General features: G+C 54.2%; 28 protein-coding genes and 1 tRNA gene. 7 read left to right on the top strand and 22 right to left on the bottom strand.

What is annotated here, in order from left to right:
• Nucleotides 1-38: 38 nt before the first annotated feature.
• The 10 genes from BM029_RS00680 to epsL all read right to left on the bottom strand — a co-directional run bounded on the left by BM029_RS00680 (nt 39) and on the right by epsL (nt 11336).
• Nucleotides 39-1130, bottom strand: coding sequence for an acyltransferase family protein (locus tag BM029_RS00680; protein WP_244544839.1), 1092 nt, complete (start codon nt 1128-1130; stop codon nt 39-41).
• 53 nt (nt 1131-1183) lie between these two features.
• Complete coding sequence (locus tag BM029_RS00675) at nt 1184-2305, bottom strand: glycosyltransferase family 4 protein (protein WP_092431690.1); 1122 nt, start codon at nt 2303-2305, stop codon at nt 1184-1186.
• Between the two features lie 23 nt (nt 2306-2328).
• The gene (locus BM029_RS00670) at nt 2329-3546 is read right to left on the bottom strand and encodes a polysaccharide polymerase (RefSeq protein ID WP_244544838.1); all 1218 of its coding nucleotides are present in this window, start codon (nt 3544-3546) and stop codon (nt 2329-2331) included.
• A 157-nt stretch (nt 3547-3703) separates the two neighbouring features.
• Nucleotides 3704-4579: a chain length determinant protein tyrosine kinase EpsG gene (epsG, locus tag BM029_RS00665; protein WP_092431687.1), complete on the bottom strand. Its 876-nt coding sequence runs from the start codon at nt 4577-4579 to the stop codon at nt 3704-3706.
• A 28-nt stretch (nt 4580-4607) separates the two neighbouring features.
• Nucleotides 4608-5999 carry a chain length determinant protein EpsF gene (gene epsF / locus BM029_RS00660; RefSeq protein WP_092431685.1) on the bottom strand — a complete coding sequence of 464 codons (1392 nt, stop codon included), beginning with the start codon at nt 5997-5999 and terminating at the stop codon, nt 4608-4610.
• A 61-nt stretch (nt 6000-6060) separates the two neighbouring features.
• Entirely contained in the window at nt 6061-6849 is a 789-nt protein-coding gene (gene epsE, locus BM029_RS00655) for a polysaccharide export protein EpsE (protein WP_092431683.1), read from the bottom strand.
• A 78-nt stretch (nt 6850-6927) separates the two neighbouring features.
• A complete protein-coding gene (locus BM029_RS00650; protein WP_244544851.1) occupies nt 6928-7989 on the bottom strand; it encodes an EpsD family peptidyl-prolyl cis-trans isomerase in 1062 nt (353 codons plus the stop codon).
• Nucleotides 7989-8516 (bottom strand): hypothetical protein, encoded by a 528-nt coding sequence (locus BM029_RS00645; protein WP_092431678.1) that lies wholly within the window; start codon nt 8514-8516, stop codon nt 7989-7991. The genes BM029_RS00650 and BM029_RS00645 overlap by 1 nt, the downstream gene beginning before the upstream one ends.
• 136 nt (nt 8517-8652) lie before the next feature.
• Nucleotides 8653-10035: an undecaprenyl-phosphate glucose phosphotransferase gene (locus tag BM029_RS00640; protein WP_092431676.1), complete on the bottom strand. Its 1383-nt coding sequence runs from the start codon at nt 10033-10035 to the stop codon at nt 8653-8655.
• 11 nt (nt 10036-10046) lie between these two features.
• Nucleotides 10047-11336, bottom strand: a complete 1290-nt coding sequence (gene epsL / locus BM029_RS00635) for an XrtB/PEP-CTERM-associated polysaccharide biosynthesis outer membrane protein EpsL (RefSeq protein WP_244544837.1) — start codon at nt 11334-11336, stop codon at nt 10047-10049.
• Between the two features lie 1424 nt (nt 11337-12760).
• Here epsL and BM029_RS00625 point away from each other — a divergent pair.
• Nucleotides 12761-13459, top strand: coding sequence for a phosphatase PAP2 family protein (locus tag BM029_RS00625; RefSeq protein ID WP_170850938.1), 699 nt, complete (start codon nt 12761-12763; stop codon nt 13457-13459).
• Between the two features lie 14 nt (nt 13460-13473).
• Here BM029_RS00625 and BM029_RS00620 read toward each other — a convergent pair whose 3' ends face one another.
• Nucleotides 13474-14169, bottom strand: a complete 696-nt coding sequence (locus BM029_RS00620) for a haloacid dehalogenase type II (protein ID WP_092432022.1) — start codon at nt 14167-14169, stop codon at nt 13474-13476.
• A 97-nt stretch (nt 14170-14266) separates the two neighbouring features.
• On the opposite strand from BM029_RS00620, the gene BM029_RS00615 reads away from it, so the two are divergent.
• Nucleotides 14267-14788 (top strand): thermonuclease family protein, encoded by a 522-nt coding sequence (locus BM029_RS00615; protein WP_092431670.1) that lies wholly within the window; start codon nt 14267-14269, stop codon nt 14786-14788.
• A 53-nt stretch (nt 14789-14841) separates the two neighbouring features.
• Here the strand turns inward: BM029_RS00615 and BM029_RS00610 are convergent.
• The 8 genes from BM029_RS00610 to mltG all read right to left on the bottom strand — a co-directional run bounded on the left by BM029_RS00610 (nt 14842) and on the right by mltG (nt 20793).
• A tRNA-Ser gene (locus BM029_RS00610) sits at nt 14842-14931 on the bottom strand.
• A 91-nt stretch (nt 14932-15022) separates the two neighbouring features.
• Nucleotides 15023-16291 carry a radical SAM family heme chaperone HemW gene (gene hemW / locus BM029_RS00605; RefSeq protein ID WP_371329067.1) on the bottom strand — a complete coding sequence of 423 codons (1269 nt, stop codon included), beginning with the start codon at nt 16289-16291 and terminating at the stop codon, nt 15023-15025.
• Nucleotides 16288-16872, bottom strand: coding sequence for an RdgB/HAM1 family non-canonical purine NTP pyrophosphatase (gene rdgB, locus BM029_RS00600; RefSeq protein WP_092431669.1), 585 nt, complete (start codon nt 16870-16872; stop codon nt 16288-16290). Before rdgB ends, hemW begins: the two co-directional genes overlap by 4 nt.
• 177 nt (nt 16873-17049) lie before the next feature.
• On the bottom strand, nt 17050-17562 hold the full coding sequence (locus tag BM029_RS00595; RefSeq protein WP_092431667.1) for a GNAT family N-acetyltransferase: 513 nt from the start codon (nt 17560-17562) through the stop codon (nt 17050-17052).
• 56 nt (nt 17563-17618) lie between these two features.
• The gene (locus tag BM029_RS00590; RefSeq protein WP_092359413.1) at nt 17619-17999 is read right to left on the bottom strand and encodes a PilZ domain-containing protein; all 381 of its coding nucleotides are present in this window, start codon (nt 17997-17999) and stop codon (nt 17619-17621) included.
• A 20-nt stretch (nt 18000-18019) separates the two neighbouring features.
• Nucleotides 18020-19060, bottom strand: coding sequence for a DNA polymerase III subunit delta' (locus BM029_RS00585; protein WP_092431665.1), 1041 nt, complete (start codon nt 19058-19060; stop codon nt 18020-18022).
• A 46-nt stretch (nt 19061-19106) separates the two neighbouring features.
• The gene (gene tmk / locus BM029_RS00580) at nt 19107-19724 is read right to left on the bottom strand and encodes a dTMP kinase (RefSeq protein ID WP_092431663.1); all 618 of its coding nucleotides are present in this window, start codon (nt 19722-19724) and stop codon (nt 19107-19109) included.
• Nucleotides 19725-19812: 88 nt separating this feature from the next.
• Nucleotides 19813-20793, bottom strand: a complete 981-nt coding sequence (gene mltG / locus BM029_RS00575) for an endolytic transglycosylase MltG (protein ID WP_092432018.1) — start codon at nt 20791-20793, stop codon at nt 19813-19815.
• A 123-nt stretch (nt 20794-20916) separates the two neighbouring features.
• Here mltG and BM029_RS00570 point away from each other — a divergent pair, with 123 nt between their 5' ends.
• From BM029_RS00570 to BM029_RS00555, 4 genes are read left to right on the top strand one after another with little or no spacing between them, the layout of a single operon-like run.
• Nucleotides 20917-21957, top strand: a complete 1041-nt coding sequence (locus BM029_RS00570; RefSeq protein ID WP_092431662.1) for a CAF17-like 4Fe-4S cluster assembly/insertion protein YgfZ — start codon at nt 20917-20919, stop codon at nt 21955-21957.
• 7 nt (nt 21958-21964) lie between these two features.
• Nucleotides 21965-22258, top strand: a complete 294-nt coding sequence (locus BM029_RS00565) for a DUF4936 family protein (RefSeq protein ID WP_092431660.1) — start codon at nt 21965-21967, stop codon at nt 22256-22258.
• A complete protein-coding gene (locus tag BM029_RS00560) occupies nt 22249-23040 on the top strand; it encodes an NRDE family protein (protein WP_092431659.1) in 792 nt (263 codons plus the stop codon). Before BM029_RS00565 ends, BM029_RS00560 begins: the two co-directional genes overlap by 10 nt.
• A 46-nt stretch (nt 23041-23086) precedes the next feature.
• Complete coding sequence (locus tag BM029_RS00555) at nt 23087-24514, top strand: CoA transferase (RefSeq protein WP_092431657.1); 1428 nt, start codon at nt 23087-23089, stop codon at nt 24512-24514.
• A 38-nt stretch (nt 24515-24552) separates the two neighbouring features.
• On the opposite strand, the gene BM029_RS00550 is transcribed toward BM029_RS00555, so the two are convergent.
• Genes BM029_RS00550 through BM029_RS00540 form a run of 3 tightly spaced genes read right to left on the bottom strand, consistent with a single transcriptional unit; the run spans nt 24553 to nt 25792 of the window.
• Nucleotides 24553-24978, bottom strand: a complete 426-nt coding sequence (locus BM029_RS00550; protein WP_092431656.1) for a GNAT family N-acetyltransferase — start codon at nt 24976-24978, stop codon at nt 24553-24555.
• 52 nt (nt 24979-25030) lie between these two features.
• The gene (locus BM029_RS00545; protein WP_092431654.1) at nt 25031-25459 is read right to left on the bottom strand and encodes a PaaI family thioesterase; all 429 of its coding nucleotides are present in this window, start codon (nt 25457-25459) and stop codon (nt 25031-25033) included.
• 9 nt (nt 25460-25468) lie between these two features.
• Complete coding sequence (locus tag BM029_RS00540; protein WP_092431652.1) at nt 25469-25792, bottom strand: Dabb family protein; 324 nt, start codon at nt 25790-25792, stop codon at nt 25469-25471.
• A gap of 138 nt (nt 25793-25930) precedes the next feature.
• Between BM029_RS00540 and BM029_RS00535 the strand changes: the two genes are divergently transcribed.
• A complete protein-coding gene (locus BM029_RS00535; RefSeq protein ID WP_092432016.1) occupies nt 25931-26377 on the top strand; it encodes an SRPBCC family protein in 447 nt (148 codons plus the stop codon).
• Nucleotides 26378-26404 lie beyond the last annotated feature (27 nt).

Here is a 26404-nt window from a genome sequence, read left to right as displayed (position 1 = left end):
GTGAACGCTGCCACGCGTCCTATTTGTAAAAAATTTCATCATCTGGTTTCACTTTCAACGGAGAGGGGTTGTGGGCGGGGCGCCAGTGGAAAAAGCGGAATGAATTTCCGTTTGAATGCATTTCCCATGGACTTGATTAACCGTGCTCCCGGCTTTTCAATCAGCTGATAGTTGAGCCACGACAGTCCGAGGACAAGCATCACAAAGGGGATGAGCAAAGCCATCTGTAACGGCGACGGGAGAAATTTATGGAAAAGATAAATGATCGGCATATGCAGCAAATAAATCGAGAAACTGCATTCCCCGCATAAAACGATTGCCTTGTTTTCGAAGAAAAACTTGCCTAGCGCGGATGGAAACGAAAAACCGAATACCAGGAAGGAGCCGAAAACGGCTGTCAGAATGCTGCTATAGAATTCCTTGTTGCTAGAAAAAGGAAAGGCAATCCAGCCGCTCTCCATCAATACCATCGATGCAAGCAACAATGCATGCAGGCCGAGGATCGATTTACCGTCCTGATTCACAGCCCCCATTCTCGAACGAACGATTCCGGCGATGACGCCGAACAGGAAATAGTGAAGTTTTGCACCGACAAAAGTGCCCGGAAACACATCCCGATACGACAAAAGGACCAAGGCGCCGAAAGTCAGGAATACCAAACCCGTCATATCGAAGCGTGTCACATAACGATTGGCCGCAGCCCATACAAGAACGAATAGAAAATAGAACTCAACCTCGGGCGTGATACTCCAGAACACCGACACGTTGCCTGAGAAAAAAATGTGCCGGAGGATATTTTTACTCGAAATGTCATACACGAAATTCGGATCGATGTATGAGTAGATGAAAAATGAGAACAACAAAATAACCAGATAAGCAGGCGCAATTCTCGAAAACCTGGATATCGCGTATTCGACGACGCTCAGGGCTGAGAATTTCTTTCCAAGGTAAAGATAAGCCATGAGAAATCCGCTCAATGAAAAGAAAACCATCACGCCGATTTCGCCGGAAAAATTGATTTTCCAGGGAAGAGAGAACCAACTCACCGCGTGGCCGTACACGACCAGCAGCGCCGCTAGTCCGCGCAGGCCTGTGATTGCATCGATTCTTGTTTTATCCATGGTCGGCATCAGCTATCTTTAACAGTGGTTTTCAATATGAGAATCCATTTTTTTCAATTGGCTTAACCTGCAAGGTCTTTGTATACGTCGATATATTTGTCGGCAATATGTCGCCAGTTGTAACGATCCGCAAACTGCTGCATCTGCACCCGCCTGAGTGCGTAATCCGCACGCGTCTCTTCATGCAATTCCAACAAGCTGGCAACGTTGTCTTCGCCGTTTCCTGCCGAGAGCAGATACCCTATCTTTGATTGCTCGATCAGATGGCGAAACGGTGGGATATCGCTTAACACCGGCGTCAATCCGGCGCTCATCGCTTCAATTGGCGCTATGCCAAAACCTTCGTGCCGCGACAAGCAAATGAAATAACTGGATTGCCCGATCAGGTTTGCCAGCTCGTGATCTGAGGGGTTCGGTATTATCTGCACCGAGTCCGTCAGTTGCTGTTGATTCACCGCGGCCCGGAGTTCGTCCGCGGTATGGTCGTACTCACGGCCGGCGATAATCAGTTTCCAGCCAGGCTCGCGCGCGGCCAATTGCTTGAACAAGGCCAGCGTTTCCAGCAAGCCTTTATTGACAGACCAACGGCCGAAATAGATCATCGTCTTCGTCGGCGCCGATGCTGCCTGGCCGCTGTACTTTTCAACGTTGACACCATTTTCAATGACGGCCAATTTTGGCGGATTGACGATTTTGGCAAAAATATCGCCATCGTTATCACTGGTGGCAATGATTTTGTCGTAAGCCATCGACGAAGCACGAGTGACGGTATTGAAGTAGATTTTCTTCAGTTTCGATGCAAACTTCGTATGAAAAAATCCGCCGTGGGTAGACGCCACCAGAGGCCGCCGATGCAATGGCTTGGTAACGGCCAGATAATCGAAGAAGAAATCGACGCCATGCACATGGATCACATCGGCATCCGCCACATGCTGCAGCACCTGCGGACAAAGCGGGTATCTGCTTGTGCCGTGAAACGGCAGGCGCACCACGCCAACGCCGTTGATCTGTGCTTCAGGTGCAAGGAATTCAGCAGAATTCCTGAACAACCGGTTGAGTGTAACGATCTTGGGAATCTGATCGTGATGCTCGCGCTGCTGTCGGGCGATATTCTGGACCACGTCTTCCATGCCACCTATGGATGGCGAATATTGACGCACGATGTGCACGACTTTAATAGGCATGTTTAATTTCCTTTGATTGCATTTCAGGCGTTAGATGGCTGTGTTGCCGTTACCGGACGCACCGGCAATGCATCTTTCGCGCGGCCTGCGGCGCAGCCGACCAGGAACCACAGAACGCCGGCGGTTTTCAACGCGAACAGAGAGGTTCCGCTAACACACAAGATCAGGGACATATACAGCGTGATGTACGCCCGGAATCGATTGCCCCTCTCGTCTTCCATTTTCAGCATCCAGAACGCACCCCACAAAAAGATGCATAACAGCAGGCCAAGCCGCGTGAGCAAAGAGGGGTAGCCCATGTCGCCAAAGCTGGTATTAAATCCATCCAGGCCGAATATCATTCCCAGATCCAGGTTCGACAATGTTTTCCCGCTCACGAAAAGCCGGCCGAGAACGCTGTCGCTGTAGTGACCGCCAAAAACCGTCGCGAGCAGAAGTAACAGCGTCACGCTAAGGAATGGCATAACGATCAACCAGGTATTGGCTTTCGTCAGCGGCAAGCAACGCATTACTACCAGCGCCGCAACCGTGATCATGCCGTAGCGCGAATCGCTTAATGTAATCATCGTGGCGGCGGCCAGCAGGAAAAAAATCATCTCTTTGATCTCGTCACGCCGTTTCGATAATCCCCAGGCCGCGATGATGACCGCGAAATTACCTAGTGAAACGGGTTCCAGAAAAATCGACGATACCCGGTGGTTACCGATCAACGATGGCAAAATCGTGCGGCCGATCCCTTCCGGCCGTATTCCATTCAGTCCTAACACGCTATCTTTTGCCCAGTTGGATCCGGCGGCCAGGTTGCCCTGGCTGACGTAATAGGAAAAAATATTGAAGACTCGTGAAAACCAGTCGAGGAAGAACAATTCGAAAAATCCGAAGACCAGCACCAGAAGAACCATCATCTTAAGCAAGCGATCGGCATATTTACCGTTACCGATTTCCCGTCCCAGCCCGTAAAACAAGATAGGAATCATCACATCCCTGAAGCCTTTCGGATCCAGTTGATTGCGCAAAATCGCCATCAGGAACAGGTAGGCAGCCACCAGGAACGCAACAGCGACAAACTCAAGCCGGATACGTTTGATCAACACGGCAAGGCATGCGATATAGATGGCGCCTTCAGTGACGCCCACCGCGGCAACCGAAATGGGATGAACGTTCGTGTGAATCGCACATAAGACCGCCTGATACACCAGCGCGACCATCAGAATCCAGAACACCGCTCTTTCGGCGGGCACAGGAGAACCGGCTTGTCGTGGAAAAATAGAATTCCTGATGTTTGCAAAAAAGGGCATGCGGCTTATATCCTCGATTTATGTCTCAGGGCGACACAGCTTGCAGTCGGATGCGGAAAACCACACTCGGCCAGACTGCAAGAATTGGCTATCCCGCTCATCAGAAACTCACCATTACCGAGCCGACGACTTCAGTGCCGCTGCGTCGGAGTTGCTCGCTAAATGCGGTGAGATCGGCGACACGGGTGTGATCCTTCCGCACCACTAGCAGCACACCTCCGGCGCGTGAGGCAATGGTCAAGGCGTCCGCTGCGCTTGAGAACGCCGGTGTGTCATACAAAATGATGTCGAAGCGGTCGCACAGCGTTTCATTCATGACAACGAAATTGGAACGATTGATCAATTCCTGAGGATTAGGCACTAACGATCCCGCGGGCAATAACGACAGGTCGATGAACGATTCGGCCATCGCCAGCATATCCAGGCCAGCGCGTCCGGCCAGGACATCGGCCAGCCCGCGTCCCGCAGCCAGATTGAATATCTTGTGCTGGCTCGGGTTGCGCAGATTCGCATCGACCAGCAACGTCTGCTCGCCAAGCTGCGAAAACACGACGGCCAGATTTGCCGCCAGCAAACTGGTTCCATCACCCGGGTTGACACTGGCAATCGCCAAGGTCTTGCGCCCCGGACGGAACCAGCGCAGCATCAACTCGCTGCGCACCGAGCGCAGCATTTCGACTTCCGCACTGAAGGGCTGGTAGGCCGCCATTAGCGTCGCCGGATAATTCCCTCCGCCTGCCTGCAGGTAAGGGTAATCAAATTGACGCGCCAGCACCTGCTGGATATCTGCCTCTGTGACCAGGCCGAGGCGTTGCGCCGCTTCGCCGAAGCGGAGCCCCTCTTCCTTTTGCAGACGGCGCACGCGTTCCACTTCCTCCAGCGTCATCTTGCCTTGTTCAACCAGCATGCGACCCATGTGGATGTCTTTCCGGGACGCCGCACCGGCACTGACGATAGAACTGACCGGACTGTTCATTTTCTTAACCTTTCCAGCATAGGCGCGATCATCGCGTTAAAAATAATCTGGAGAATGTAAATCTCCGCGGGGGTTTTCCCCAGGTGATGGTGCCAAGCACCGGAGCCTTCAGTACATTGATCAGATCGATGCTGGACCGTACGCGGCGATTCGCCATTTCCGCCAGTACCGCCAGAGCCAATCCGAGCATGACGCCGAGTAGTATCGACAACACCACGTTCAGCCGTACATTCGGGCTGATCGGAAACAGCGGCGCCACTGCGGGATTGAGTACCGACACATCGGATTGATGCGATTGCCCTTCAAGCTCGGTCTGCGTCAGGCGCTGGGCGGCGGCATCGTATGCTTTCTGCGCACTTTCAACATCCTTGACCAGCACCGATAATCCATCGCGAGCGTGATTGAGCTGGAACACCTTGGCAGTCTGCGCTGTCAACGCGGCGCGTATCTCCGCTTCGCGCTGACGCTGGATACGGCCGTTATTCGCAACCGCGTTGTTGGTGGCGCCGATGCTACTGTTCACTTCGGCGCGTAATCTGTCGACCTCGGCCTTGGCGGCCTGGTACTGTGGATGATTGACGTCCAGATTCTGAGAAAGCTGTGCAAATTTCCCTTCCGCCAGCGCCAACGATGATTTCAGGTTTTGAACCAGCGTATTCGAAACCACATCCGGTGAATCCCTACCGCCGCTGCCCGTCGCCTGCCTGCCGCGCGAAGATGCTTCCGCCGCCTGCCCTTGCGCTTGCACCAGCTGAGTAGACAGCTCGTTCAAACGCGCCGTTTCAACGTCCAGACGGTTGTCGGTACTAACCAATCCGTGCTCTTGCTGGTAGTCGGACAGTTTGCCTTGCGCATCTTCCAGATTGGCGCGCAATGTCGCGACTTGCCCCGTGAAGTACCTGGCCGCCTGTTGCAACGGCTCTACCTTGATTTCCAGATTGAGCTGTTGGTAAGCGGTGGCAAAACCGTTAGCAACTTTTGCGACGAAGGCGGGATCGTTGCCCTTGGCCGAGATTTCAATCATGCTGCTTTCTCGCGATGGAGATACCTCCACCATTTTCAGCAAGGTATCGGCCAGCCATTCCTGGATCGATCCGTTGCCATTCGTCAGTTGTTGAAAGCGCTGCTTAAAACCTGGCTGGTTTGCCAGGCCAAGATTGTCGACCACTTTCAAGGCCACCCGCCGACTGGTGACAATATCGATTTGCGTGGCCATATAACCGGACGCCAATTGAGCCGGCAACACATTGCCAGACACCGGATCGGCGCCCTTGTAATTGAGCAGCACCGTGGTCGATGCCTTGTACGTTTTGGGCAACGCAAGACTGACCGCTGTTGTAGCGATGACGATCACAAGCAGCGTCAATACAATAACCTTGTAGCGTGCCCGCAGAATGGTGAGAAGCTGAGAAAAAGTCATTTGAGCTCCTTTCTGACAACCGGATAAAAGGGCGACAAGACGCCAGCGTGGATGAGATGGTTCAAAAGAAACTCTCTTTCACATACACGACGTCGTCCGCCTTCAGTGTCTCGTCGTGGCTCGCACTTATCTCTATCAGGTTGCCTTTGGCGTCGCGCCGCTTGATGCGGATGCCGCGCTCGGTACCGCGCGGAGTAAGGCCACCACCGATCGACAATGCCTGCACCACAGTCATGTCGTGCTCCAGCTTGTAGCCGCCGGGATGTTGCACTTCACCGTAGATATAAAATTTTGGAGCCTTATCCACGAAAATCACGTCGCCGTTGATCAGATCCAGATTCGACTTCATGTCGGCCGACTGAATCATCTGGACCATGTTGATGACCTGCTTGGTGGTTTTTCCATTGCGTGTACGGACCACGGTAGCGGTATCGCCGCCTTCAGGACCGACACCGCCTGCCAATGCCAGCATATCGGTCACGCTGCGTTTTCCGGCCACCGGGTAGCGGCCGGGATGCAATACCTGGCCGAGCACCGACACCTGCTGGCTCTGCAACTCGGTAACCATGATGTTGACTTCAGCCTTGCGCAAGAAGCCGCCTCCGGTCAGCATGCCAGAAATCTTCTTTTCAGCCTCAGCGGTAGACAGACCGCCAATACCGACATCGCCGATGAGCGGGAAGGTAATGTTCCCTGCCTCGCTTACCTTTGTTTCCAGGCTTAGGTCAGGATTCCCGAATACGGAGATTTTCAACGCATCGCCCGCGCCAAGCGGCGTATCGGCGGCCATTGCGGAAAAGGCGCAAATTGCCAGCGTCATCGCCAGCAAGCACGTGTAGATTCGTTTCATCATTTTCGCCATCCTGTTAAATTATTGTTTCTGTTGCTGTTATTGTTTTGTGCCATATCTGCATCTTGCCCATCTTGCTCATTTCGCTTCAGCCACGTCGTGCCTGCCGGATCGATCTGGCACGGCCGGCGCCTGCTTATCTGACGATGTGGAGGACGTCGGCGCATCCTCTACAATCAAGTTATCGCTCTTGTCGACATATTCGAGTTTCGCCAAAGAACGCAAGCGCGCGATTTCTGCAGCAGCAACTTCTTGCATCTTCTTGTTCAGTAGATAACGCTCGATCTGCGCGGTGGCGGCGTCTCTCGTAATCGGGCTATCTCGTAATTCAGTCAGAGCGCAAAGCAGATCTTTTTGACCGTCTTCCATGACAAATAAACGATTCTTTCCAAGCTTCTTTATTTCTCCGACAATTTCCGCAGGCAGGTCGGCGCTGGTGTATGTAAGCTGGGTTTTGACATACCCGATGCCGCGCTTCCTGAGCCATGTCGCCATCTGGTTCAGCGACGTTGCCGTGTCCATCTGCGACTTGATCGCTCCGTCAAAATCTTGCGCCGCTATGACCAATTGCTCGATATCCAACACCTTGCGATGCGCAAATAATTCCGGGTGACCGTCAAAATAAGCATCGACTTCGGCTTTGGACGGCTTGCTCAAATTTTCTTCTTTCGATTCCAGATAAGCTTGCACAATCGCTTGCGTCTTGAATCGCTCGACAAACTGAATCAATTTCGGATCGCGATCGAGTTTGTTGCGCACCGCTTCCTTCAGCAAAATCTGCCGATTAATCAGCGCGTCCAAGGCCTGCTTACGCAGGGCTTTGCGCTGCACGCCATTTTCTTCCGTCGCGCCAACTGCATGCTGTAATTCGGCCTCGAGTTGCAGTGCCGTGATTTCATTGCCATCCACTCTGGCAAGTACCTTGTTGGTATTTTTCTTCTGATCGCCGCAAGCAGATAAGCTAATTGCGGCAAGCAGCATCAAAATGCCAATACCCTTTATGCGCGATATGCCGCCAATGGCACGCATGTAGTCGAACCGTTCAAAGCAACTCAAAATCCGACTCCCATAAATAAAACAAATTTCACGAACGCACTTTCTATTCTCACGGCTGGAAATAACGGCAGGCCGGCGAGACATCAAGTACTAAATTGTCCAATAGGTTTGGACACGGAAAAGAAACCAATGGATGTACGCATCGGTCGACGTCGCACCTGATACAAAACGAAGCAGAGTCCTACCAGGAGCAAGGCCCAACGTCCAGGTTTCTGCTGCGGTTTCGCTTCGAAATCCTTGAGAAAATAAAACAGCAAGTCGTCCGAATTATTCACGCTGGGCGACGCCTTCATTGACAGGTGGCCGACATCGGCACTGGACGAAAAACTCACCGGAATCACATTGGCGCCACGCCGGGAATCATTCGACTCTCCTACCTGACTGAAAACAGCGGTAGCTTTCGAAGCTGGCCTTGCTGCACGAGATACGATTGTCGTTTGCGCCGCATGGTTTGAGTCGACGGGCTCGGCGTTTGACGGATACGCATCGATTGCCAAAAGGCTCCGGGCCTCGGCCTCGGACGTATTGAGTTGAAAAACAGGCGCAGCCGCTACGGCAGCGCTGCAAGAAACTGCTAATGAAAGAGTGATCAACAACATAGCTCTTCGCATGATCTTCTCCTGAAAAATTCATCGGACGTCACATTGACGTGTACGGTAGGACACCAAGGAAAGTGATGGTTCGTTACTGAAACATTTGTTACATCTCACCACACATGACCAGTCAACGTTCGCGAATCAACACGCACTAATACGCGCTGTCTTTTTTTAAAACTTCCTTGATGGTGCGGACGATGATCCACAGGTCCAGCGCCAATGACCAGTTGCGTAAATATTCCAGGTCGAATTCAATCCGTGAACGCATTTTGTCCAAGGTATCGGTCTCGCCGCGGTATCCATTGACCTGCGCCCATCCTGTAATTCCGGGCTTCACCTTATGTCGCAGCATGTAACCCTGGATAAGCTTGCGATACTGTTCGTTGTGAGCGACGGCGTGCGGGCGCGGACCGACGATGCTCATACGGCCTTGCAGCACATTGAAAAACTGGGGCAACTCGTCAAGCGACGTGCGGCGAAGAAAACCGCCGAACCGCGTCACGCGTGCATCATTTTTTTTTGCCTGGTTGACGACAGCACCATCCTCGGTGACGGCCATCGATCGAAATTTGTAGACGACGATTTCCTCTCCGTTCAATCCGTATCGACGCTGGGCGAAAATAATCCGGCCGGGAGAAGAAAGTTTGACCCCTATCGCAATCACCAACATGATCGGTAGCAAAAGGATCTGGATCAGCACCGCCAGAACAATGTCACTGCCGCGCTTCACCACGCCGCGCAGACCAGTGAATGGCGTTTCGCAAATGCCGATTACGGGGATGCCTCCAACATGGTCCAGGCGCGCCTGGATCAGTCCGAAGGTATAGATGTCTGGTACAAAGTAGACTGAAGCGGTGGTATCCCGCAGTTCTTCCATTAAAGCCAGCACTCTCGGTTGTGCCGACATCGGCAGGCAGATAAAGATCGTCTTGATTTTGTGTTCGCGCACATAGGGCCCGACGTCTGCGATGGCGCCGAGATGAGTACCGTCAAGATCCGTGGGCCGGTTGGCTTGATTGCGATCGTCGAAAAATCCACGCATGTCTATACCGGCAGTGTTGTCGGATGTGAGGCGTTTGAGAATATCAACCCCCGGCTCGTTGGAACCGACAATGACTGCGGATCGGACTTCAGGTTTCCGCCCGAGGTTGAATGCCAGCATATGCGCAGTCAACCGGCTAAGCAAAAGCGCAAAAGGTGCAAGTGCAAACCAGGTCCATATGACACCATCGGAGAATTCATAGCGCAGTCCCGTGACCTGCCCCATCAATGTCAGGATCACCACGATGATCATCCATCCAAAGAAGATGTCGCCGGCATACCCAAGCTGCTTCCCGATATGCAAAGTGCGGTAAAGGTCGATCTGCTCGTAGATGTACGAGGAAATGAAGAAGGCGATAATCATCAAAATCAGGTAATCGCCGGTGAACACTTCGTCCTTTGCCATGATGACCAGATACAAGGACCCGAGGATAATGGCCGGGTCAAGCAGGCGCTTGAAGAAGGAAACTAGCGGGATGTCATTCTCGGTCATTTTTTCCTGCCTCAATATGCATAGCGTGTGCTGAACATCACGCCGTTATTCACAAAGCCGCCTGGCGAGTTGGTTAAGGTTTGCGTGCTACGGATGCCGGACAACTGGACTTGCCAATGCAATGTCGGGTTGTAAACCACCGTCAAGGCTTGATTGCGCAGTACATCGTTTTGATTCGGAGAGCCGGGAGCGGTGGACGCCAGCGACTGGCTAAAATCCCGCTTTTGATATTTGAATTGCGCTATCAGCCGTAGCTTTTCAGAGTAGTGCCAGGCTGACGCAATGCTGGCGCCATGATTCAATGAATAAACGGTGGACAGATCGTCCACAGCGCCGATCTCCCGCCATATGGAGCCAGTGACATCGATTTTTCCGGTAGGCGACCAGTCTGCGGATAGGCGCGAATTCAAGCCGCTAAAGTCCCGCACAGAAAATGCGTCTTGCTTTCTGCTGACCCATCCGCCTAAAAAGTGCAGCTTCGTCTTACCGGTCAGCAGCCAGTCAATCTTGGCTTTTACTTCGTCCTGGTTATAGCCGTTGAATACCGGCGAACCGGTATCTAGTTCCGGGTTCGGAAAATCGGCGCGCGTATGGCGTAGCTGGACGCCGATTGTGCTACCGGTGGCGGCGAGATAGTCGAGCCCTACTTCGGTTTGGTTCTGCGAGTTATTGCCTGGCTGTTGCGATGCAAGGTCGTACCACAACTTGCTGTGCACTAAACCGACATGTACGCGCCAGCTCGGATGAAACAGCCATGAGCCATCGACATATGCAGTTTCCTGCGAGCGTATATTGCGTTCCAGCAAGTGGAAATCGATGAATGGAGTGAGTCCCTGCGAATAAGTGACGCCCACATTGCCTTCAACGTGAGGGCCCGCATGCCAATTCCAGTTGGCGGCCAGGTTTTTATCCATGTGGTCGAGTTGCTGGAATCTTTCGTATTCGACGTTGGCTAGATTCACATTCGCCGTCAGATGCTGTTGGCTGATGTTCTTGTCGACGGCCAGACCAACCTGCAGTCTGCGCGTGTAATCCGAAAGATTGCTGCCGATTCCCATGGCCTCCGCAGCGGCGGAATTTTGCAATCCCAATGGATTGCTGTCGTAGTTGACTCCGTATCCGGCATACGGTGTAAAGGAATCGGGCTGCGGCACGACGACATCAGGTGGCGGCATGACGTCCGTTGGCACCAGGTCGTTAGCGGCGACCAATCCGGGCACGCAGGAGCATATTGGAATCAGGAAGATGGTTTTCCATGGCAGTCTGAAAAATTCTCCGCGACGTTTCAATCTTCTGTTCATTACACACCTTTTCCAGCGCAACAATTTGCACAAAAATTTGTAGATTCAATTTCAACGAATGCTTGATTAAATTTTCCTCTTACCAAAACCGCGACAGAAATCGTTATTTAAAAAATAAATTGATTTTTTGGAAAATTGATAGCAGGCAATGCCATGCATCCTTAGGCTGATTCAAGCAGACGGTGATTGCAGTACGCAAAGTAAGCTAATAAATCGATGAGATCAGTACGCGAACGCACATAGCATGAGATATCAGCACCGTTATTCGTCTTGGCAAGACTAAAATTGCATAAAAGCCGTGTATGGGCTTTACGTAAAAATGCGCCGAAGACAACTAAAAAGGCGGAAAGAAAAATAATGAGTAGGATGCAGGGAGTCTTTACAAGATCCCTTGCGCGATGTTTGTCACACGGGCATCTGCTTCCGGCGAACGCTTGGCGTTCGTCTTACGGACAGCAGGCGCATGGGTTTTTTTCTAGCAGAGTTGCAATCTGAATTTGATGCATGGCGCATCGAGGCGGCGTTTTTTTTGCATGATCCTTCCTTCTGACATCAAGAATCTGAGTAAAGTCGGGGTTGGTTTCCATTGCCGCATTTGTTAAAACAGGCAAAGAGAAATCGACCCGTTTTTTCGACATGAAAAGGCGTCGTGTGATGCATGCTGCAACACAACATAATCACACCACGAAGGACTTCAATTTATGCCGCGAATTCATTCAAGGCTAAATTTGTTACACTTTGTAGCACTTCGATTTTCACATTAACAACCATGGTGTTGATCAAAAAAAATGTGCGAACAAAAGAATTACACATGCCGAAAATATGGAAATTCGGTATCGCCCCACATAAACGGCGGAACGCGATTCCTTGCTAAACCCATATAGCTCGGGCACTGCCAGCGCGCAACATTGATAATATAAAAAATATGAATTCGAAAAAACGTTGAAATGTATGAGATATTATTTACCCGATATCCATATATCTGCATCAAAATAATTTCTACTCGGCAATGTTCCATTGCGATTCGCGGTAAATTTTGAAGGCCGCCATTAGCCCTTAGTATCGTTCAAATATTTCATTGTGCAAGGCACAAATTTACAAAATTTTCATTTAAATAAAATGATTATGTAAGGCAACAATATTGCACCAAAAAAATGCGCGGCGTTGCTGAAATTTTGGGGCGATATCAAAGCCGACAGGGAAGTTTTCTGCTCTTGTTTCTGCCAGAGACGGTTTGCATTTATTGTGATGTTTGCTGGAAAAAATTGTATAGCAGCAGTCGAATGAATTATGGTTTCTGCCGAACGGCCGACACCAGATGTTGAGGAAAAAAATCCGAAGAAGACGGCGTGCATTTCAATGCATTCGAGCCAGATACTCAAACAGTATGATCAATGAGAGGCAGCATCATGTGGAACAATTATATGAACATTTCTGTGATGAATTGGCTGGGACAATTCACAATGATGTCAGCACCGTTCAATCAAATCGTTCACTTCATTTCCGGTTCCGATTTGTTTAAAGGCCTGCCCATCATGGGCATGCTGTGGTACTTCTGGTTCAGAGATACAGACCCGAAATCAAACACCAGGGACATCGTTATCGCGACCCTGATCGGCTGCGTCGTCGCCGTCGTCATTGCCAGGGCCGCGAACACCATGGGGCCATATCAGCCGCGTCCATTTGCAAACGCTGCACTGGCACATCACGTATACATCGGGTTGCCGGTACCGGAGAGCCAGGCTCTATATATATGGAACTCCTTCCCTAGCGATCACGCCGCCTTGTTTTTCAGTCTCGCCACCGGGATTTTCCTGATCTCAAGAATGGCCGGTTCCCTGCTCTATCTCTATGTGCTGATCTTCATTGCCCTGCCACGGGTATACCTCGGTTTGCATTACCCTACCGATATTATCGCTGGCACGCTGCTGGGAATCGCATGTGTTGCGCTCAGCACTCGCGCTGGCGTGATCAAATTATATGGCCGGTACTGCAACATGCTGCTGGATCGTTATCCGGCAGCCTTTCAGGCAGCGCTGTTCATCGTTACCGTTGAAATAGGTACGCTGTTCTATGACGTACGCCTGCTGCTTGAAGGAATCGTCAAATACTTTCCCAGATAAGATTGAGAGAGTGGTTACGATCGAGAAGCGATCTGCTGCGCAGCCATCCAATCCGCCAGTTGATCCAATCCCTGCACGACATGATCGGGAGACTGGCCGAGCTCGTCAAACGCATTGCCGGCCCGATTGATCCAACATACGGGATAACCGAAATGCCGCGCGCCTGAAGCATCCCATGCATTAGATGAAACGAACAGAAGCTCCGAGCGATCGCAACTCAACCGCTGCTCCGCCAGCGTGTAGACACTGCCGTGCGGCTTGAAGATCTGCGCATCGTCGGCGCTGATCAGGTGCTTGAAACGAAGAACCAGGTCGGATGCCGCTACCACGCTGCGAATCGAATTGACTGAGCCGTTGGACAGGATGGCGAGCGGCAGCCCCATCACCTGTAATCTGGCCAGCGCCTCCGGCACTTCGGGATACGGTTTGATCTTGAGATATTCGTTGCAGAGGGCGGCACGCGCCGCTTCGTCGAGAGGCAGTTGAAGCTGTCTGGAGGTAAACACCAGTGCGTCATGGGTGACCTGTTCGAAATCGACATAGTCGGCCATCAGGCTACGCAGCCAGGTGTACTCAAGCTGCTTCTGCCGCCACATCACGCTGATTTCCCGCCCGCGGCCAGGATGACAGGCATCGCAGGCTGCTGCGACCGAATGCACATCGAACAACGTGCCGTAGAGATCAAATACGATACCTCTTATATTCTTCATTGCCCCTCCGCTGTAAGCTGTCGGCTCAGCGGCGCCAAACCAGGCGCTGCCTGCCATATGCTGCGCTATATGACCGCTGGATACCACTACAGTGTAAATGAGAATATTGCTTGCCACCTTACTGCTCCTCGCGCCGCTTATCGCGCACGCGCATGAAGTTATCCGCGTGGCCGACGGCGACAGCATGACGCTGCAAGTTGGAACAAGGCAGCTCAAGCTGCGTCTGGCCGGTATCGATGCGCCGGAAATGAAACAGGCATTCGGCCCACAGGCCAGGAAATCGCTGCATCAACTATGCTTTGGCAAGGATGCGCAATACGATGCAATTGCCATCGACCGTTTCGGTCGCACCGTTGCAACGGTGCGCTGCAACGGCGTTGATGCAAGCAGGGTCCAGCTTGAACGTGGCATGGCCTGGGCTTTTCGGCAAAAGGACCGCGATCTGAAAGCGCTCGAGACGGCGGCACGCAACAAAAAAATTGGATTGTGGGCAGATCCGCATCCTGTCGCGCCCTGGCGTTTCCGGTACGCTGGCTCGCCAGATGCAACTTGCCATATCGGGCCGCGTGGCGGCCGCTATCAGTGGGTCAATGGGCGCAAGGTGTACGGCTGTCCATAAACGGTGCAGGGAAAAGAAAAACGGCCCATAAAGGGCCGTTTTTCTCGATGTTCTGGCGGAAGCGGTGAGATTCGAACTCACGAACGGGATAAACCGTCGCTAGTTTTCAAGACTAGTGCCTTCAACCACTCGGCCACACTTCCTGAGAGGCGTAATTATACCCAATTTGCGGGAAATTAACGATCCCGCAGCCGCTTTTATTGGGATAAAAGCAGGATTCTTCAGGAAAACAGATCAATCCAGCAGGAACATCTGCTGTAAATCATTCAAAAACCGTTGTCCCAGCGCAGTAGGCTGGATGATCTTGTGGTCGCGGTACAGCAAGCCCTTGGCTTCGGCCTGGTTCAAGGATTTTTCTATCGCATTGATTGCCAGTCCGGTACGCTCACTGAACAAATTCACCTCGAAACCCTTATTCAGCCGTAGTGCATTCAGCATGAATTCGAATCCGAGATCGTCGCGGCCGATTTCCGTTTCTTCCTGGATTACATTACCCAGGCGGCTATGTTCGAGATAAGCCTTGGGTTGCTTGTAGCGCATCTGGCGGATTACGCGATGCGGAAATGACAGCTTGGAATGGGCGCCGGCGCCGATGCCGAGATAATCGCCGAATTCCCAGTAATTCAAATTATGCCGCGCCTGACGGCCGGCCTGCGCATAGGCCGAAACCTCGTAATGACCATATCCGGCAGCGCTGGTGTGCGCACTGATCATGTCTTGCATTTCGGCACTGGCGTCGTCGTCCGGCACAACCGGCGGATACTTGGCGAAGTAAGTATTCGGCTCCAGCGTCAGGTGGTAAAGCGACAGGTGCGGCGGTGCAAAGCCGATGGCGGTGGCGACATCCTGTTGCGCTTCTTCCAGCGTTTGCGACGGCAAGGCATACATCAGGTCGAGATTGAAGTTATCGAAAGTCGCATGGGCGATCTCGACGGCGCGGCGCGCTTCGCCATCATCGTGGATCCGGCCTAACGCTTGCAGATGGCGGCCGTTGAAACTTTGAATGCCTATCGACAGCCGATTGATGCCGCTGTTGCGGTATGACTTGAACTTCTCTACCTCGAAGGTACCGGGGTTGGCTTCCATCGTAATTTCTGCAGCGCCATCCAGCGGGAGCAATGAACGCACATCCGACATCAGGCGATCCAGCCCGGCCGCCGACATCAGGCTGGGGGTGCCGCCGCCGATAAAGATCGTATAAACCTTGCGGCCCCAGATCAGCGGCAACGCGGCTTCCAGATCGGCGCGCAAGGCAGCCAGGTATTCTTCCTCAGGAAAACCGCCCTTGGCTTCATGCGAATTGAAATCGCAGTACGGACACTTCTTCACGCACCAGGGAAAGTGGATATACAGCGACAGCGGCGGCAAAGCACTCAGGCTGAGCGCGCCCGGCTGCAGATATGCCAGGGCCGCCTGGGCGGCTGCGGATGGCTTGTTATTGGCGGTACCGCTAGCCTGACTCTTAGGCTGGCCCGGCATGCCGATAGGTTTAATCGGGATCATCGTAATTTTTCAACTAAAGCACGCAGCGCCTGGCCGCGGTGCGAGACGGCATTTTTTTCGGCTGCGGTAAATTCAGCGGCAGTCTTGTTCTGCTCCGGCAGCAGGAAATACGGGTCGTAACCGAAACCGCCGGCGCCGCGCGGCTCATCGATGATGAAGCCGTTCCAGCGACCGTCGGCAATCACCGGTTGCGGATCGTCGGCATGGCGCACGAATACCAGCACACAGTAATAATAGGCTGATTTATCGGCATGCGACGCAAGATCGGCGACCAGCTTGCGGTTGTTTTCCGCATCCGATTTCGGTTCGCCGGCATAACGTGCCGATAACACACCCGGCGCACCGCCCAGCGCGTTGACGCAGACACCTGAGTCGTCGGCCAGTGCCGGCAGGCCGGTGAGACGCGAAGCGTGGCGTGCCTTGGTGAGCGCGTTTTCAACAAAGGTCAGGTACGGCTCTTCCGCCTCCGGGACATCGAACTCGCCTTGCGGACGAACTTCAAAATCGATCTGTGCCAGCAACTGGCTGAATTCTTTTAATTTACCGGCGTTATTGGAGGCCAGGACCAGGGTGCGTGACATGAGTGACTCGAAGCAAAGAAAGCCGGTACTTTAGCACCGGACGGGAGTTGTTGTTGGGTCAGCGCCGACGAGCATGATCAATCAGACAATGTCGATCAATGCAGGCGAGAAATAATGATGAAAAAACAAGAGGAAGGCTAAACGCCGTCCCCGGGTTTTATTGCGAGGAACAGCGTCTTATGCGACGCGCTTGCCCAGGATGACCAGATCGCGCTCTATGCCGTCGAGGGTAGCTACCCGCGGCATGTTGGCCCAGCGTTCGAAGCCGAAAGCATCGAACAGTTTCAGGCTGGCTTGATTGTGGCCGAAAATGAAACCGAGCAAGGTATGCACGCCGATGGCCGGCGCATGTTCAATCGCCTTCCCCAGCAAATAGCGGCCGAGGCCTTTTCCGCGTGCGTCTTCATGGATGTAGATCGACAATTCGGCTGTGCCGGCATAGGCCGGGCGACCATAGAAATCGGAATACGATAACCAGCCCAGGATCGAGGCCGTGCCATCCGCACCCTGCTGCTCCACCACCCACAGCGGACGCCGGTCGGCGTTGTGCTGGTCGAACCAGGCTTGGCGCGATGCCACGCTGACCGGTTCGGTATCGGCGGTAACTTCGCGCGAAGCGACGGTGCTGTTGTAAATATCTACAATCGCCGGTAAATCCTGTTGGCCGGCTAGTCTAAAGCTGTAATCCATAATTTATAATTCGAATCAGTAATTCAAAGATGCATTGTTGCTGGCATCAGCCAGTATTAATAAGTATGCGTTGGACGCGCCGATCCCAGCGCAGATCCCAGCACTTCTTCAATCCGCTTGCGCAGCCGCTGGCCGCTGTCGTCGTCCGGAAAATGCACGCCGACCCCCTGCGCCTTGTTGTTGTTGGCGTTCTTAGGCGTAATCCACGCCACTTTGGCAGCAATCGGATATTTGGTGCCATCGTCCATCAGGCTCAAAATCAGATAGATTTCATCGCCGAGGTGGTAGCTCTTGTTGGTTGGCACAAAGATGCCGCCATTCGTCAGAAACGGCATGTAAGCGGCATACAAGGCGGACTTTTCCTTGATCACCAGCGACAAAACCGAAGGCCGGGCTAATTTGACCGGCTCGGCCGGGATTGTAGAGTTTTCTGCCATCGCTATCCTATAAGCAAAATTCAAGCAAACATTGCGGCGTAGTCCAACAGCATCTCTTCAATGAAGAGCCGCGCCGATAAAGGGTGTTCTGCAATTGCACGACGTTCATTGCTGCTTTTCAGCGCCCGCAGCAGAGCGCCGGTTTCAACTTTGGCGGCCAGGCTTGTGAGGGCTTTTTCATAACGAGGATAATACCGGATTGTGCCGCACAATTTAAAGGAAAACAGGTCATATAGCCAACGCTGCTGCCAGCCGACCAGCTCGGCGACCGGGGTTTTCTGCAAATGTTCGGCACATTTCAACGCGCCGTCTATGCCCGGCTTGGTCAAATGCAGCAAAAACTCATCGATCAGTTCGCGCCCTTCGCTTTGCGACTGCGCGTAAGCAGTCAGCGGCGCGCCGCCCTGCTCTGCCAGCCAGACATCTGCATCCTTCACGTCTTGCTGGCGCAGCCAGGCCATGGCCTGCTCGCGCGACGGCAGCGGCATGGCGAATTTGCGACAGCGCGACAAAATGGTCGGCAGCAAACGGTCGAGGCTATTGGAACTCAGCAGAAAGACAGTGTTTGGCGGCGGCTCTTCCAGTGTCTTCAACAAGGCATTGGAGGCGGCGGTATTGAGCGCTTCAGCCGGATAGAGTAATACCACGCGCTGGCCCTGGCGGTGAGTGGAGATATTCATGAAGCCGGACAATGCGCGGATCTGGTCGATCTTGATTTCCTTGGAGGGCGCCTTGGCTGACTTGGCAGTTTTTTTACTATCGCCAGCGTCACCGCCTTCGTCGCCATCGCCCGCATCTTCGCCATCCAGGATCTCCGGCCGCACACGCCGGTAATCGGGATGGTTGTACTGCATGAACCAGCCGCAAGAGCCGCATACGCCGCAAGCATGGCCATCTGCCTTCGGCTGTTCGCACAGCAGCGATTGCGCAAACAGTTCGGCAAAAACGGTTTTGCCTATACCTTCAGCGCCGTGAAACAGAATCGCGTGCGGCAAGCGTGCGCGCATCTGCTGCAGCTGCTGCCAGACGCCTTCCTGCCACGGGAACAAGGAGTTGCTCATTGATTTACGCTTCGCTTATAGAACGTTATCGTCATTGGCATGGTGCTTACCCGGCGCACAGGTTGGAAATGATGTGCGCCAGCGCTTGCCGGACTTCGGCAATCGTTTTAGTCGCATCGATAATGTGGAAACGCTGAGGGAATTGGGCCGCGCGGCGCAGATATTCAGCGCGTGTGGCGGCGAAGAAATCCGCCTTTTCCTGCTCGAATTTATCCAGCGTGCGGGTCGCATCCAGGCGTGTCCGCGCCACTTCCAGCGGCACATCGAACAACAAAGTCAGGTCCGGCTGCAAGTGGGGGTGCACCCATTGCTCCAACGCTTCCAGTTTAGCCAACGGCAACTGCCGGCCACCGCCCTGGTAGGCGAAAGTGGCGTCTGTAAATCGATCTGAAATCACCCAGTCGCCGCGTGCCAGCGCCGGCTCTATCACCTGCGCCAGATGCTCGCGACGTGCGGCAAACATCAGCATCGCTTCCGTCTCCAGATGCATTTTCTGATGCAACAACACTTCTCGCAGCGCTTCCCCCAGCTCGGTGCCGCCCGGTTCGCGGGTGGTGACGACCTTCAAGCCCTGTTTGCACAACAGATCCGCGACAAAGCCGATATGGGTCGACTTGCCGGCGCCGTCTATGCCTTCAAATGTGATAAATTTTCCTGATGCCATTGCCTTGCCTGTTGAGTTGCTTATGCGGTTTTGAAGAAAACCAGCGGATGGTGCGGGTTATTACTACAATTATCGCGCATCGCCATCACTACCGTTGATATTGATTCACCGCCTGGTTATGTTCGCCCAAATTATTCGAGAAATGGCTGCTGCCATCACCCCGGGCCACGAAATACAAAGCGTCGGTCTGCGCCGGATGCATAGCGGCGCTGATCGATTCCGCGCCTGGCAAGGCGATCGGCGTCGGCGGCAGACCGGGCCGGGTATAGGTGTTAAAAGGGGTATCTGTAGTCAGGTCGCGCTTGCGGATGCTGCCTTGATATTGGTCGCCCATGCCGTAAATCACGGTCGGATCGGTCTGCAGCAGCATGCCGATCTTGAGCCGGTTGATGAATACGCCGGCAATTGTGGTGCGATCGGCGCGGCGGCCGGTTTCCTTTTCGACGATCGACGCCATCACCAAGGCCTCGTACGGGGTTTTGTAGGGCAGCGATGCATCGCGCCCTTCCCAGGCCTGGTTGAGGCGCCTGATCAGTAAACTGTGGGCCTGCTTGTAGACCTGCAGGTCGCTCGAACCCTTTGCAAACAAATAGGTATCGGGGAAGAACAAGCCTTCCGGCATGCTGTAGTCGGGCGTGATTTTTGCCAGCAATTCAGCATCGGACAACGCTGCGGTATCGTGCTTTAGCGAGGTTTGCGCCGCTACTGCCTGCCGCATCTGGCGGAAAGTCCAGCCTTCGATGACTGTCAGCGATTCTTGCGCAAACTCGCCGCGCACCAGTTGCGTCAGCAAGCGCAACGGCGTGGTGCCGGGTTTCAACTCATAACTACCGGCTTTTAATTTGCTGCCCTTATCGGTCACCCGTGCCAGCAATTCCAGCAACTCGGGATTGACGCCGACTCCGGCCTCGTCGATCTGCTGTGCCGAACTTGCCAAAGTGCTACCTGGTTTGATCGTGAACGGCCGCACCGCACCGGTATCGAAAACTGGCTTCTGCGCCCAGTAAGCCACGCCGCCAGCGGCCAGACCGCCCAACAAGATCACGCTCAACAATAGTTTTTTAAACAAGACCGGTTCGCTCCGAATGGTTTTCAGGCATCTCGCAAAAACGGCCGACTCCAACGCTTTTTTTGCGACATCACTATAATCAACCCAATATGATAATCGCTGTTTAGAGAATGCCTACAATTTATGAATAAAATAACAAATAACTGGCTGGATTTTGCCCAGCAACAAGCGCTGGAGACGCTACCCGCAACGATCGATGCCGGCGCATCTTTTTTTGCACCATTGACCGATCTCGGCCTGATCGCACTTACCGGAGAAGAAGCTGCCAGTTTCCTGCATACCCAGCTTACCAATGACGTCCAAAATCTTGCTGCCGAACAAGCCCGGCTGGCCGGTTATTGCTCGCCGAAAGGACGTTTGCTGGCCACCTTCCTGATGTGGAAGAGCAACGACACTATCTTTTTGCAACTGCCGCGCGACTTGCAAGCCGCAATCCAGAAGCGCCTGCAAATGTTTGTCATGCGCGCCAAAGCCAAGCTGGCCGATGTGACGGATACGCACATCGTGTTTGGCCTGGCAGGCAATGCAGCTGGCGCGGCGCTGACGCCCTGGTTTCCAACGCTGCCAGATGCCACCTATGCCAAGGTCGACAACGACTACGGCACCTTGATCCGTGTCGCCGACGCCAATTCCGCGCCACGCTATCAATGGATCACCAGCGCCGAGCACGCAATCGCCGCCTGGCCGCAACTGAGCGAAAGCTTGCAGCCGGTTGCCGCATCAGCATGGCGCTTGCGAGAAATCCAGGCCGGCATTCCGCAAATCACCCTGCCGACACAAGAACAGTTTGTACCGCAGATGATTAATTTTGAAGTGATTGGCGGCGTTAATTTCAAAAAAGGCTGTTATCCAGGGCAGGAAATTGTCGCGCGCAGTCAATACCTTGGCAAACTCAAGCGCCGTGCCGTATTGGCCAGCGTCGCTGCGACCGGCATTGCCGCAGGTACTGAAGTATTTTCCAGCGCCGATCCGGACCAGCCATGCGGCATGATCGTCAACGCCGAAGCCGATAGCGCCGGTAGCAGCAGCTGCCTGCTGGAGATCAAGCTGGCTGCATTGGAGAACGGTACGGTACATGTAGGATCGGTGAATGGCGCGCAATTGCATTTCCAGGCGTTGCCCTATTCAATCGTCGATGTAACCGACGCGGAACTGTCAGCGTGAGCCCGCGATGAGTACCGATCTTTATATCTATTACCGCGTAGCCGCCGCCAACGCCCAGCAATTCGACACTGCTGCAGCGGCAATGCAGGCCGGGCTTTCATTGCAATATCAGATCGCTACCGCCCTCAAGCGCAGCCCCGAAATTAAAGATGAGCATCACACCTGGATGGAGGTGTATTCTTCGGTGCCGCCGGATTTCACGGAAATTATCGAACAGGCGGTTACCCAGCATGGCCTCGCAGCCCTTATCGATGGCCCTCGTCATACTGAATTTTTTGTGAATATTTCATCATGTGCTTGATTGTTTTTGCGTGGCAAGTGATTCCTGGCTCCCCCTTGATAGCCGCCGCCAACCGCGATGAATTCTATGCGCGCCCCACCGCACCCGCCAACTGGTGGGAAGACCGGCCCGACATCTACGCCGGCCGCGACTTGCAAGACGGCGGCACCTGGATCGGCATCACCCGTGGCGGCCGCTTTGCCGCCATCACCAATGTGCGAGCGCCGGCTGAACGGCGTACCGATGCACCTACCCGCGGCACGCTGGTGTCGGATTTTCTGGGCAGTAAAAAAACGGCGACGGAGTATATCGCTGACATTAGCGGCGACGCCGCAAAATACAATGGTTTCAATCTGCTGGTCGGCGATAGCAAGGAACTGATCTGGTATTCCAACAAGAACGAGGAAGACGCCCGCAACGGCAAGCCCCTGCCGCCCGGCATCTACGGACTGTCAAACGCCTCGCTAGATGGTAGCTGGCCGAAGGTGGTGCGCACCAAAGCGCAATTTGCCAGCTTGCTGTGCCAAGGCGCGCCTGACGCCTGTTTCTTTGACATGCTGAGCGATACCACCCGCGCCGGCGACTGTCGGCTGCCGTCCACCGGCGTCGACATCGAAGTGGAACGCGTGCTGTCGGCCGTATTTATCGAATCGCCCGATTACGGCACGCGCGCCTCGACACTGGTGCGTATCAGGGCCAACGGCAGCGCCATGCTGCATGAAAGAGTAGCTTCGCCATCCGACTCTCCTTCACGCATACATACCCACGCCAAATCGCCATCAGAATCGCGCTGTACGCGCTGACATAGCCGCGCCGCCACACTCGGTTGCCACACTTAAGGAGCAGATCATGTTGCTGTCATCCGATCCGAATTCGTCGCAAGCGACGCTTGCGCCATCTGATGTTGTACAGCAGCTGTGGCGCACCCTTGGCCAGCCGGATGCTGCTTTGTCGCAGCTATCGCTTAGCGGCAGCGAGCCGATACTGCCTTCATCGTTCGCAGTCGGCACTGCCGCCCAGGCCAGCATCGCCGCGGCGGCCTTGTCAGCGGCGCAGCTGTGGCAATTGCGCAGCCAGCAACCGCAGCAGGTAAGCGTCGACATGCGCCATGCTGCGGCCGAGTTTCGCAGCGAACGCTACTTCCGGGTCAATGACGCCCGCAGCGATGAAATCTGGGACAAAATCGCCGGCACCTATTGCTGCGGCGACGGTAAATGGGTACGCCTGCACACCAATTTTCCGCATCATCGAGATGGCGTGCTCAGGCTGTTGCAATGCGAGCATACGGTCGAGAGCGTGCGGCAAGCGCTGCAAAGCTGGACTGCAGATGGTTTCGAGGACGCTGCGGCCAGCACCGGCCTGGTAGTCACCGCCATGCGCTCGTTCGAGGAATGGGATCGCCACCCGCAAGGACAGGCGGTGCAAACACTGCCACTGCTTACCATAGAAAAAATCGGCGATGCGCCGCCGCGCGAATTACGCCCTCCGGTAGCACAACGGCCGCTGGACGGCGTGCGGGTGCTCGACCTGACCCGCATCATCGCCGGACCGGTCTGCGGCCGTACGCTGGCCGCGCACGGCGCGGATGTCTTGCTGGTGACTGCGCCGCAACTGCCGGCCATCGGCCCATTGGTGATTGACACCGGCCGCGGCAAGCGCTCATGCCAGCTCGACCTGCGGCAGCCGGACGATCATCGGACGCTGAGCCATTTGCTGCATGACGCAGACATTTTCGTGCAAGGCTACCGCCCGGGCGGACTCGACGCACTAGGCTTCGGCCCCGAGGCAGCAGCAAAAAAACACCCGGGCATCGTTTATGTATCGCTATCTGCGTATGGCCACGTCGGACCGTGGGCCGACCGCCGCGGCTTCGATTCGCTGGTGCAAACCGCCAGCGGCTTCAACCATGCCGAAGCACAGGCTGCGCACGGCGATCAACCGAAACCGCTGCCGATGCAGGTATTGGACCATGCAGCCGGATACCTGATGGCGGCTGGCGCCATAACGGCATTGGCGCGCCGGGTCACCGAAGGCGGCAGCTGGCATGTGCAGGTATCGCTGGCGCAAACCGGTCATTGGCTACGTCAGCTGGGGCGGGTCGAGAACGGCCTGGCGACCGCCGATATCAGCTTTGAACAGATTCAGGATCTGCTGGAACAGAGTGCGTCGGGCTTTGGCCGGCTAACTGCAGTGAGTCATGCCGGGAAATTATCACTGACGCCGGCACACTGGAGCCAGCCATCCGTACCGTTAGGAACAGATGCCCCAAGCTGGTAGCAAGCTTGCAGCAAATTGTAAGGCGAGCATTGCGCTAATCAGGCAAACACGTGGCGCATGCAAATATGCGGGATCCCGGCTTCGTAATATTCCTCCCCATCGCGGCTGAAGCCATGGCGACCGTAAAACGCTTCAGCGTGGATCTGGGCGTTCAGCACCACTTCGGTGTCGCCGCGTTGCCGCGCTTGTGCCATCAAGGCTTCCAGGATGGCGGCGCCTATGCCTTGACGGCGCCCAGCTAACCGCACCGCCATGCGGCCGATGTGACCGTCCGGCAGCAGGCGGCCAGTGCCGATCGCCAAGCCGGCTTCGTTGTAAGCGACTGCATGTATGCAGTGTTCGTCCATGTCGTCCCATTCCAGCTCTACCGGGATTTTCTGTTCAATAACGAATACATCGAAACGTACTGCACGTGCATCGGCTTTCTGGACTGTCCAGTTATCGACTGTCAGGTGAAATTTCATGGCTGCTTTTCTAATTGATTTTCTATTTGCGTTTTCTATTCTCTATTTTGCATCAACCCGGCTTGATCTTCAGCGCCGCACGATGATGCTTGAGATATTTGAAGGTTCCCATCGCCTTCGCCACCAGATGGTCGCCGTGCCATAACTCGGCATCGCAAAAGCACATGGTGGTGGAACGATGGAACGCGCGGCCCTTGGCCACGATGCGGGCGCCGGTTTGCCCCGCAGGCTGCAGAAAACTTGTTTTCATTTCAACCGTGACCGCCGCCTCGGCTTGCGGGTACAGCGAACGGCCGGCCAAGGCCATGACCACATCCAGCATAGTCATCGAAACCCCGCCGTGGGTGACTTGCCAGCTATTCATGTGATGCGGCTGCAAAGTCAACGCCAGTTCGGCCGCGCCATCGCCCATTTCGACGAATTCAACCCCGAGATAGGTCAGGAATGGATTATCGATAGGGAAAATATGTGAAGGAAACATGGTCGCCGATCAGCTCAGGTAATCCATGCATTGGCGCGCTTCCCGTACCGCGCCGAAAAATGGCTTGATCGCCACGTGGGTCGGATGGTTCTGGTAGGCATCCAGTGCCGCCTGCGAGGTGAACTCGGAATTGAGCACCACGTCATAGGTTGCTTCCAGCCCTGGCTGGGCAATCGCGACTTCGAACCTGAGCATGCCCGGCACTATGCCGGCGCAGCCGTCCAGCATGCCTTTCATCTGCAAAGCATTGCTGGCCTTGTCGGCGCCTTCGGCATGTTCTTTCAATTTCCAGAATACAAGGTGTTTAAGGGTAAGTTCAGGAATTGCGCTCATAAGATTCTCTGCTCAATGTTGATAGATGGCGCACTCAGCGTCTGCCGCCATTTTACCGGTCAGACGCCTCAGGTGTATGCTCATGCTGTAAATCCTGACAAAATCAGTCATCACATCGATGAGAAAGGCAAAGGAATCATGGCTACGAACATAGTTCGCTTTCATCGCGTGCTCCGGGCGCCTCCGGAGAGAATCTATCGAGCGTTTCTTGATGCCGACGCGATGGCTAAATGGCTGCCGCCAAATGGTTTCACAGGTAAGGTCCACCATCTTGATGCGAAAGTGGGTGGCACCTATAAAATGTCGTTCACGAACTTCGCCACGAAAAATAGTCATTCCTTTGGCGGCGAGTATCTCGAGCTGATACCGAACGAACGAATTCGGCATACGGACACATTCGACGATCCTAATTTGCCGGGGAAAATGCAGACGACCGTTTCTTTACAAAAGGTCTCCTGCGGCACTGAAGTAAACATCGTGCAAGAAGGCATACCGGAAGCCATTCCACCAGAGGCTTGCTATCTAGGGTGGCAAGAATCGCTCACTCTTCTTGCGCAATTGGTTGAGGCTGAGATTCCCGGGTAATTAGTTGTCGGGACGCTGGTCCGATTC

Source organism: Collimonas sp. OK607 (genome assembly GCF_900111995.1).
In the GTDB taxonomy this organism is placed as follows: Bacteria; Pseudomonadota; Gammaproteobacteria; order Burkholderiales; family Burkholderiaceae_D; genus Collimonas.
Note: the sequence above shows the minus strand (reverse complement) of the source record. Positions and strands in the feature narration are given on the sequence as shown.

Excerpts from the sequence above, each read along its gene's own strand:
- BM029_RS00680 (WP_244544839.1), bottom strand. The coding sequence starts at position 1,130 with ATGCCGACCATGGATAAAACAAGAATCGATGCAATCACAGGCCTGCGC.
- BM029_RS00675 (WP_092431690.1), bottom strand. The coding sequence starts at position 2,305 with ATGCCTATTAAAGTCGTGCACATCGTGCGTCAATATTCGCCATCCATA.
- epsG (WP_092431687.1), bottom strand. The coding sequence starts at position 4,579 with ATGAACAGTCCGGTCAGTTCTATCGTCAGTGCCGGTGCGGCGTCCCGG.
- epsF (WP_092431685.1), bottom strand. The coding sequence starts at position 5,999 with ATGACTTTTTCTCAGCTTCTCACCATTCTGCGGGCACGCTACAAGGTT.
- epsE (WP_092431683.1), bottom strand. The coding sequence starts at position 6,849 with ATGAAACGAATCTACACGTGCTTGCTGGCGATGACGCTGGCAATTTGC.
- BM029_RS00650 (WP_244544851.1), bottom strand. The coding sequence starts at position 7,989 with ATGTCTCGCCGGCCTGCCGTTATTTCCAGCCGTGAGAATAGAAAGTGC.
- BM029_RS00645 (WP_092431678.1), bottom strand. The coding sequence starts at position 8,516 with ATGCGAAGAGCTATGTTGTTGATCACTCTTTCATTAGCAGTTTCTTGC.
- BM029_RS00640 (WP_092431676.1), bottom strand. The coding sequence starts at position 10,035 with ATGACCGAGAATGACATCCCGCTAGTTTCCTTCTTCAAGCGCCTGCTT.
- epsL (WP_244544837.1), bottom strand. The coding sequence starts at position 11,336 with ATGAACAGAAGATTGAAACGTCGCGGAGAATTTTTCAGACTGCCATGG.
- BM029_RS00625 (WP_170850938.1), top strand. The coding sequence starts at position 12,761 with ATGAACATTTCTGTGATGAATTGGCTGGGACAATTCACAATGATGTCA.
- BM029_RS00620 (WP_092432022.1), bottom strand. The coding sequence starts at position 14,169 with ATGAAGAATATAAGAGGTATCGTATTTGATCTCTACGGCACGTTGTTC.
- BM029_RS00615 (WP_092431670.1), top strand. The coding sequence starts at position 14,267 with ATGAGAATATTGCTTGCCACCTTACTGCTCCTCGCGCCGCTTATCGCG.
- hemW (WP_371329067.1), bottom strand. The coding sequence starts at position 16,291 with ATGATCCCGATTAAACCTATCGGCATGCCGGGCCAGCCTAAGAGTCAG.
- rdgB (WP_092431669.1), bottom strand. The coding sequence starts at position 16,872 with ATGTCACGCACCCTGGTCCTGGCCTCCAATAACGCCGGTAAATTAAAA.
- BM029_RS00595 (WP_092431667.1), bottom strand. The coding sequence starts at position 17,562 with ATGGATTACAGCTTTAGACTAGCCGGCCAACAGGATTTACCGGCGATT.
- BM029_RS00590 (WP_092359413.1), bottom strand. The coding sequence starts at position 17,999 with ATGGCAGAAAACTCTACAATCCCGGCCGAGCCGGTCAAATTAGCCCGG.
- BM029_RS00585 (WP_092431665.1), bottom strand. The coding sequence starts at position 19,060 with ATGAGCAACTCCTTGTTCCCGTGGCAGGAAGGCGTCTGGCAGCAGCTG.
- tmk (WP_092431663.1), bottom strand. The coding sequence starts at position 19,724 with ATGGCATCAGGAAAATTTATCACATTTGAAGGCATAGACGGCGCCGGC.
- BM029_RS00570 (WP_092431662.1), top strand. The coding sequence starts at position 20,917 with ATGAATAAAATAACAAATAACTGGCTGGATTTTGCCCAGCAACAAGCG.
- BM029_RS00565 (WP_092431660.1), top strand. The coding sequence starts at position 21,965 with ATGAGTACCGATCTTTATATCTATTACCGCGTAGCCGCCGCCAACGCC.
- BM029_RS00560 (WP_092431659.1), top strand. The coding sequence starts at position 22,249 with ATGTGCTTGATTGTTTTTGCGTGGCAAGTGATTCCTGGCTCCCCCTTG.
- BM029_RS00555 (WP_092431657.1), top strand. The coding sequence starts at position 23,087 with ATGTTGCTGTCATCCGATCCGAATTCGTCGCAAGCGACGCTTGCGCCA.
- BM029_RS00550 (WP_092431656.1), bottom strand. The coding sequence starts at position 24,978 with ATGAAATTTCACCTGACAGTCGATAACTGGACAGTCCAGAAAGCCGAT.
- BM029_RS00545 (WP_092431654.1), bottom strand. The coding sequence starts at position 25,459 with ATGTTTCCTTCACATATTTTCCCTATCGATAATCCATTCCTGACCTAT.
- BM029_RS00540 (WP_092431652.1), bottom strand. The coding sequence starts at position 25,792 with ATGAGCGCAATTCCTGAACTTACCCTTAAACACCTTGTATTCTGGAAA.
- BM029_RS00535 (WP_092432016.1), top strand. The coding sequence starts at position 25,931 with ATGGCTACGAACATAGTTCGCTTTCATCGCGTGCTCCGGGCGCCTCCG.